Origin of the sequence: Achromobacter sp. (assembly GCF_032113835.1) — a bacterium.
In the GTDB taxonomy this organism is placed as follows: domain Bacteria; phylum Pseudomonadota; class Gammaproteobacteria; order Burkholderiales; family Burkholderiaceae_B; genus Achromobacter.
The window spans coordinates 23,244-30,852 of the sequence record NZ_DAMCTG010000067.1; the positions used below are offsets into that span (position 1 = coordinate 23,244).

The 7,609-nt window shown below is 62.9% G+C and carries 7 protein-coding genes; 1 reads left to right on the plus strand and 6 read right to left on the minus strand.

Going from position 1 to position 7,609, the window contains the following annotated elements; translation table 11 throughout:
* Positions 1 to 9 precede the first annotated feature (9 nt).
* The 5 genes from RT697_RS20170 to rpsO form a co-directional block, all read right to left on the minus strand.
* The gene (locus RT697_RS20170) at positions 10 to 432 is read right to left on the minus strand and encodes a tripartite tricarboxylate transporter TctB family protein (RefSeq protein ID WP_313701313.1); all 423 of its coding nucleotides are present in this window, start codon (positions 430 to 432) and stop codon (positions 10 to 12) included.
* A 556-nt stretch (positions 433 to 988) separates the two neighbouring features.
* A complete protein-coding gene (locus RT697_RS20175) occupies positions 989 to 2,206 on the minus strand; it encodes a threonine ammonia-lyase (RefSeq protein WP_313701314.1) in 1,218 nt (405 codons plus the stop codon).
* A gap of 13 nt (positions 2,207 to 2,219) precedes the next feature.
* Positions 2,220 to 2,945 (minus strand): hypothetical protein, encoded by a 726-nt coding sequence (locus tag RT697_RS20180; protein WP_313701315.1) that lies wholly within the window; start codon positions 2,943 to 2,945, stop codon positions 2,220 to 2,222.
* Positions 2,946 to 3,144: 199 nt separating this feature from the next.
* A complete protein-coding gene (pnp, locus tag RT697_RS20185) occupies positions 3,145 to 5,307 on the minus strand; it encodes a polyribonucleotide nucleotidyltransferase (protein WP_313701317.1) in 2,163 nt (720 codons plus the stop codon).
* 90 nt (positions 5,308 to 5,397) lie between these two features.
* Positions 5,398 to 5,667: a 30S ribosomal protein S15 gene (gene rpsO, locus RT697_RS20190; RefSeq protein WP_006223612.1), complete on the minus strand. Its 270-nt coding sequence runs from the start codon at positions 5,665 to 5,667 to the stop codon at positions 5,398 to 5,400.
* Between the two features lie 315 nt (positions 5,668 to 5,982).
* Between rpsO and RT697_RS20195 the strand changes: the two genes are divergently transcribed.
* Positions 5,983 to 6,501: a hypothetical protein gene (locus RT697_RS20195; protein ID WP_313701319.1), complete on the plus strand. Its 519-nt coding sequence runs from the start codon at positions 5,983 to 5,985 to the stop codon at positions 6,499 to 6,501.
* 65 nt (positions 6,502 to 6,566) lie between these two features.
* Here the strand turns inward: RT697_RS20195 and pssA are convergent, their stop codons facing one another.
* A complete protein-coding gene (pssA, locus tag RT697_RS20200; protein ID WP_105237630.1) occupies positions 6,567 to 7,340 on the minus strand; it encodes a CDP-diacylglycerol--serine O-phosphatidyltransferase in 774 nt (257 codons plus the stop codon).
* Positions 7,341 to 7,609: the final 269 nt, after the last annotated feature.

Below are 7,609 nucleotides of genomic sequence, written 5' to 3' on the forward strand. Positions count from 1 at the left end.
TCCGGTCCTTCAGTTTGTCAGCACGCTGGGCCACAGCGGAAAGATCAGGCCCAACCCGCGAATGAACGCGAGGTAGGAGAACGCCACGAGGAACAGGCCGTTGGCGACGGCGACCTTCCAGTTGAATTCGTGGCTGGCGACGCTGCTGATCAGGACGAGCAGAAACACCGAGAGATACAGGCCGAGATAACGCAGGGAAAAGCCGTACAGGAACACGGACCCGACGACGAGAAAGAGGATGCGGAAGTCATAGCGGCCGATCGTCGTGGTCTCGGCGCGGGGGGACAAGGCGCTCATCAGCACCGTCGCGCCCATCAACGCCAGCACGATGCCGAGCCAGAACGGAAAGTAGCCGGGGCCCATGCGCGCCGCGCTACCCATGGAATATTGGGTCGCCTGCAACGCAAAGCCTCCCCCCACCACGATGAACATGACGCCAGACCAGAAATCCTGTCTGTTTTTTATCAATCTGCTTTCTCCCTAATCTGCTGCGGCCCCAAAAACATGACTTCAGGCGCTAGCATTTCTCGTTCAACGCAGCCTCCCCGAAGGTCAGCAACGACATGAACGCGGGATGGTACATCGTGAAACGACATATCTCCTATGGGTATCAACCATGACTTTGTGGGGGATATCCCTAGACCGTGGAATGGACGCAATCCGACATCCCGGCACACGCAAGAAGTGTCATAGATTCACGAAATTGGCCTAAATAGCCGATTTTTCAGGTGCGTTAGCCGTCAGGGAAAAAGTTCCCCGCGAAAAGAACCGGGACCGATGCGGAAATATTTAGATGCATATTTCGCCACGTTCGCGGCCTCCAACCGGTCATCGGCCGATATCTGCGGCTCCCGCATCCGGCACGCTAATCCGGGTTCCATGAGCACGCCGCCCATGCAAAAACGCTCCGGCCGAAAGTTCGGCCGGAGCGACAGTTTTCTGACAGCAAATTGAAAGAATGGGCGGCGTCCCTATGCCGCCCGGCAGGTCAGTGGTCGTGATTGCTGGCCGCAAAGCCGGCTGCGTTCAAGATGTCGATCACTTCCTGAATGTGCTCGGGACCGCGCGTCTGCAGCACGAAATCCACCTCGACATTGCGCACGGGCAGCGACGTGAAGGCGCGTTGGTGATGCACTTCCGTGATGTTGGCCTGCGCATCGGCGATCAGCTTGGTGGCATGGGCAAGCGCCCCGGGCAGATCGCGCAGGTCGACGCGGATGCGCGCCAGCCGCCCGGCGCGCACCATGCCGCGCTCGATCAGTTCGCCCAGCATCAGCGGGTCGATGTTGCCGCCCGTCAGCACCAGTCCGATGCGCTTTCCCTTGTAGCGGTCGCTGCCCTCTTCCTGCGCGCGCAGCAAAGCGGCCAGGCCCGCAGCGCCCGCGCCTTCGACCACTGTCTTTTCGATTTCCAGCAGCACGACGATGGCGTGCTCGATGTCCGCCTCGCTGACCAACTCGACCCGATCGACCAGTTTGCGCACGACAGGCAGCGTCAGGTCGCCAGGCGATTTGACGGCGATGCCCTCGGCGATGGTGTATTGCCCCGGCGGCATGGTGACGCCCTTGACGGCCGCGTACATGGCGGGGAAGCGCTCGGTCTGCACGCCCACGATCTCGATGGCGGGATTCACGGCCTTGGCGGCGGTGGAGATGCCGGAGATCAGCCCGCCGCCGCCGATGGCGATGACCAGGGTATCGAGCTTGGGCTGGTCTTCCAGCATTTCCAGCGCGACGGTCCCCTGCCCGGCCATGACGGCTTCGTCATCGTACGGGTGAATCATGATGAGGCCGCGCTCGCTGGCCAGTTCGTAGCCACGCGCCTTGGCGTCATCAAACGTGTCACCGGCCAGGACGACCTCGGCGCCGAAGCGCCGCGTGTTGGCGACCTTCACCGTCGGCGTGAAGCGCGGCATGACGATCACCGCCGGCACGCCCATGCGCTGCGCGTGGTAGGCCACACCCTGCGCGTGGTTGCCCGCCGATACTGCGATCACCCCCTTGGCGCGCTCCTCGTCCGACAGCGTGAGCATGCGGTTCAGCGCCCCGCGCTCCTTGAAGGATGCGGTGAACTGCAGGTTCTCGAATTTCAGCCAGATCTCGGCGCCGAAAATGTCGGACAGCGTGCGGGACAGGGTAAACGGGGTCTTCAGGACCTGCCCGCGCAGTTTTTCGCGGGCGGCCTGGATGGATGCGATATCGATCACGATGGAAATCCGGTTAACGCACAGGCAGGAAGTTGAACAGCAATAGGCCCTGGGCGTAGTTGATGCCGATCCGCCGGGAGTTCTCGCCGAGCAGGTTGGCGATCAGGTCCAGCCGGCCGATGATGGCGCCGAACTCGCGCTCGAAGCTGAGATTCGTGGCGGTCGGGGAAATTTCGTTGGCCAGCAGCAGCAACTCGCCCTGGTTGTTGCGGCGCGTGGCCAGCAGCCAGGCCGCGGCCTCGACGTTCCGTGCGGCATTGTAGACCCGCTGACCGTCCAGGGCGTCTGTCGCGTACAGGCGCGTCTTGCCGTTATGCGCGGCGATGATGGTGTCCGCTAGCCCGTAGATGAAGGCGCCGACCCGGTCGCCCGGATAGTTGGGGTCCAGGGCGACTGCCAGGATCTGGATGTCGCGCAGCCCGCTCAGATCACGCGGCGGCACGCGGACTTCGATGGAATGCTTGACGCGGTTCACCGCCGTGGCCAGGTCCGGCGCATCGGTCTTGCGCCATTCCCGCGGATTGCGGCGGTACAGCTTGTCCAGCAGCGAATACAGGCTGGTCAGGTTGTCGCGTACCTCGAGCGTGACCGTTCGGTTGAAATCCGTCTGCGCGAACTGGTCCGCCGACATGTCTTCGCCCTTGGGGCCGCGCTGGCCCGCCCCGGGGGGCGACATGCAGCCCGTCAACAGCGCAGCCAGCAGCGCTGCGGTGACTGCGGTTATCGGCCACGCCGTCATGCCTTGCTCATCCGTATGCCCCCTTCGATCAAGCGTGAAGCGCGCCGCTGTCAACCGGCGGCGCGTCTCTCGCGCAAGACTTTACAGGAACGCGGGCGAACTGGGGAACAGCGAACCGTCCCGCACACTTGCGGCGGCGCCAGGCAAAAAAAACGGCGCCTCGGATGAGGCGCCGTCTTTCAATCAGGAGACTGCAGGCTTATTCAGCTTGCGGTTCCGATTGGGGAGCAGCTTCGGGAGCGGCAGCGGCTTGCTGCTGCTCGATGCCGCCGATCGCCTTGATGGACAGACGCAGACGGCCCTTGTCGTCGGCCTCGATGACCTTGACGCGGACTTGCTGGCCGACCTTCAGCACATCGTTGATGTTCGCGATGCGGTAGTTGGCGATTTCGGAGATGTGCAGCAGACCGTCACGGCCCGGCAGCACTTGCACGATGGCGCCGAAGTCCAGCAGACGCAGGACCGAGCCTTCGTAGATCTGGCCCACTTCGACGTCGGCGGTCAGTTCGACGATGCGGCGCTGGGCTTCCTTGGCCTGCGCTTCGTCGACGCTGGCGATCACGATCGTGCCGTCGTCGGAGATGTCGATCTGCGTGCCGGTTTCTTCGGTCAGCGCGCGGATGGTGGCGCCGCCCTTGCCGATCACGTCACGGATCTTTTCGGGGTTGATCTTGATGGTCAGCATGCGCGGCGCGAAAGCCGACAGCTCGCCGCGCGAACCGTCCAGGGCGTCCTTCATCTTGCCGAGGATGTGCAGACGGCCTTCGCGGGCCTGGTCCAGCGCAACCTGCATGATTTCCTTGGTGATGCCCTGGATCTTGATGTCCATCTGCAGTGCGGTGACGCCGTTTTCGGTGCCCGCAACCTTGAAGTCCATGTCGCCCAGGTGATCTTCGTCGCCCAGGATGTCGGTCAGCACGGCGAACTTGCCGCCGTCCAGGATCAGGCCCATGGCCACGCCGGCCACGTGATCCTTGACCGGCACGCCGGCGTCCATCATGGCGAGCGAGCCGCCGCAGACCGAGGCCATCGACGAGGAGCCGTTGGATTCGGTGATTTCCGACACGAGGCGAATCGTGTACTGGAAGTCTTCGGGCGCCGGCAGCAGCGGCACGAGCGAACGCTTGGCCAGACGGCCGTGGCCGATTTCGCGGCGCTTCGGCACGCCAATGCGGCCGGTTTCGCCGGTGGCGAACGGAGGCATGTTGTAGTGCATCATGAAGCGGTCACGGTACTCGCCCATGAGCGCATCGATGATCTGTTCGTCTTGCTTGGTGCCCAGCGTGGCCACGACCAGCGCCTGGGTTTCACCACGGGTGAACAGGGCGCTGCCGTGCGCGCGGGGCAGCACGCCCAGGCGCACGCTGATCGGACGGACGGTGCGGGTGTCGCGGCCGTCGATGCGCGGTTCGCCGTTCAGGATCTGGCCGCGGACGATGGCCGATTCCAGCGAGAACATGATGTTGTCAACGGTGACGGCGTCCGGCAGCGGCTCGCCCTTTTCGGCGGCAGCGGCAGCCAGCTTGGCCGACACGTCAGCCGACACTTCACGCAGCTTGGTGGTGCGGGCCTGCTTTTCACGGATCTGGTAGGCGGCGGTCAGGCCTTCCTGAGCGGCGGCGGTGACCGCGGCGATCAGGGCCTCGTCCTTGGCGGGAGCCTGCCAGTCCCAATCGGGCTTGCCGGCGTCCTTCACGAGTTCGTGAATGGCGTTGATGACGGTCTGCATCTGCTGGTGGCCATAGACCACGCCGCCCAACATGACTTCTTCGGACAGCTGATCGGCTTCCGATTCGACCATCAGCACGGCGTTTTCCGTACCGGCGACAACCAGGTTCAGCTTGGACGACTTCAGGTCCGATGCGGTCGGGTTGATGGTGTATTGACCATCGATGTAACCCACGCGCGCGGCGCCGATCGGGCCGTTGAACGGGATGCCCGAGATGGCCAGCGCGGCGGAGGCGCCGATCATGGCGGCGATGTCGGGATCGATTTCAGGATTGACCGACAGCGTGTGCAGGACCACCTGGACTTCGTTGTAGAAGTCTTCGGGGAACAGCGGACGCAGCGGACGGTCGATCAGGCGCGACGTCAGCGTTTCCTTTTCGGACGGCTTGCCTTCGCGCTTGAAGAAGCCACCCGGAATACGGCCGGCGGCATAGGTCTTTTCGATGTAGTCGACGGTCAGCGGGAAGAACGTCTGACCCGGCTTGGCCTTCTTGGAAGCCACGACAGTGGCCAGGACGACGGTGTCCTCGATCGACACCACAACGGCGCCGGAGGCCTGGCGAGCGATTTCGCCAGTTTCCAGGACGACCGTGTGCTGGCCGTACTGGAACGATTTAGTCACTTTGTTGAACATGACGATTATTCCTTACAAATGAAAAACCGTGGCCGCTGCGACATGCGTCGCACCGACCACGGTTGCGTCATGGGGAGCCAGCCCCGTCGATCACTTGCGCAGACCGAGTTTTTCGATCAGTGCGCGGTACGAATCGGGATTGCGGCCCTTGAGATAGTCGAGCAGCTTGCGGCGACGGCTGACCATACGCAGCAGACCGCGGCGCGAGTGATGATCCTTCATGTGTTCTTTGAAGTGACCGGTCAGCTCGTTGATACGGGCGGTGAGCAGAGCCACCTGAACTTCGGGGGAGCCGGTATCGCCCTGCGCGCGTTGGAATTGCGCAACGATATCGGATTTCTTGATGTCAGCTACAGACATTGATGACCTCTTCGGACATGCGACAGGGCCGAGGCGCCCTGACGTGGTTTGGAAAAAATTTGCGCGAGCCAGGCTTGAATTCGCTTTCTCACTGCTGCCATTGGCGGGATCGGGCAGGACCGGCAAACAAGGCGTGGCGCCACGTTGCGGGTACTGCGACAAGCCGCCGGCGGCTGGCGCAAAGTATCTTGCAGAATCAATACACTTGATAAAGCTCGGCGATTATAGCTGATTCGCTAGAATTACCCCAGCAAGAAGACCGGACCCGGCCCGAGGGCCGGCCAAGCTGCAGTGTGCACCCGAAGGAGCATGAACATGATCAGCTATTACAGAACGGCCCGCGTGACCCTGGTCTCGATCGCACTGGCCGGACTGGCCGCCTGCGCCAACATGACCGAGGTGCCGCCCGGCACTCCGCTCTCGCAGGTGCAGGCACAGTTCGGGGCGCCCAATTTCGAATGCCCCCAGGCCAATGGCGGCCGCCGGGTGATCTGGACGCAGCAGCCCATGGGCCAGTACGCCTGGGGCGCCAACGTCGGCCCCGATGGCCGGGTCGACCGGGTGATGCCGCTTCTGACCGACGCGCACTTCAAGGTGCTCGAGACGGGAGATTGGGGGCCGGATCGGGTGCGCTGCGAATTCGGGCCGCCGGCTCGCATCGATCAGGCTGGCCTGGGCGAAAAACGCGAAGTCGTCTGGTCCTATCGCTATAAGGAAAACAGCGTCTGGAATTCGCTGATGTACGTGTACATGAGCCGCGACGGCAGCAAGGTGACCCACTTCCATCCCGGGCCGGATCCCATGTACGACGATGACAAGTTCAATTGGTGGTAGCGCCGCCAGAACAAAAAACCCGCCAATCTTGCGATGGCGGGTTTTTTCTTGGTGGCGTCCGGACGTCAGGAAGAATGACCCCGGCGCTCCTGCTGCAGGCGGCGCACCTTGTTCCAGCGCCACAGCCAGGTGACCCAGCCCGACAGGCCGTACAGCACAAACAGGCCGAACAGCACGACGGGAGGATCGCTGGACACGAACACGAACACCGCGACGACGAGCAGGATTCCCCAAAACGGGACGCTGCGGCCCAGGGCGAAGCTCTTGCCGCTGAAGAACGGCGCGTTCGACACCATGGTGATGCCGGCGTACATGGTCAGCGTGAACGCCACCCAGGCCATCAGGCTGTCATGGATGGGCAGCTTGTTGTCCACGGCCAGCCAGACGAAACCCGCCACCAGCGCGGCCGCGGCCGGGCTGGGCAATCCCTGGAAGAAACGTTTGTCCACGACGGCGATGTTGGTGTTGAACCGTGCCAGCCGCAGCGCCGCGCCCGACACATAGACGAAGGCGGCCAGCCAGCCCCAGCGGCCCAGGTCGTTGAGAATCCATTCATACATGACCAGCGCCGGCGCCACGCCGAACGACGTCATGTCGGACAGCGAGTCGTATTGCTCGCCGAATGCGGACTGGGTATTGGTCAGCCGGGCCACCCGGCCGTCCATGCCGTCCAGCACCATGGCGACAAAAATGGCGATGGCGGCAACTTCGAAGCGGTCGTTCATGGCCTGCACAACGGCGTAGAACCCGGCAAACAAAGCGGCGGTGGTGAACGCGTTGGGGAGCAGGTAAATGCTCCGGTGGCGGTTCTCGGAATCGCGCATGGAAAAATTGGGCATGGTCTCAATAACTTACGACGGACTTTGAAAGGTTAACCGATCTGGCCCTGCTTGCGGGCTACAGCAAGGATCGTGCCCGGGCCCAATTGGCGTCAAAGGGCCCAAATAGCCGCGAAAAGGCCAAAAATAAGAAAAAAGCGGCATGCCCTTGAGAGGCATGCCGCTTCGATCCTGACCGGCGGGGCCGCGCCCCGCCAGACTAAGGGATCAGTTCTTGGACTTGTCCACCAGCTTGTTGGCGGCGATCCAGGGCATCATGGCGCGCAGCT

Coding starts and splice junctions, on each gene's coding strand:
- pssA (WP_105237630.1), bottom strand. CDS start 7,340: ATGCCCAATTTTTCCATGCGCGATTCCGAGAACCGCCACCGGAGCATT.
- pnp (WP_313701317.1), bottom strand. CDS start 5,307: ATGTTCAACAAAGTGACTAAATCGTTCCAGTACGGCCAGCACACGGTC.
- RT697_RS20195 (WP_313701319.1), top strand. CDS start 5,983: ATGATCAGCTATTACAGAACGGCCCGCGTGACCCTGGTCTCGATCGCA.
- rpsO (WP_006223612.1), bottom strand. CDS start 5,667: ATGTCTGTAGCTGACATCAAGAAATCCGATATCGTTGCGCAATTCCAA.
- RT697_RS20170 (WP_313701313.1), bottom strand. CDS start 432: ATGTTCATCGTGGTGGGGGGAGGCTTTGCGTTGCAGGCGACCCAATAT.
- RT697_RS20180 (WP_313701315.1), bottom strand. CDS start 2,945: ATGACGGCGTGGCCGATAACCGCAGTCACCGCAGCGCTGCTGGCTGCG.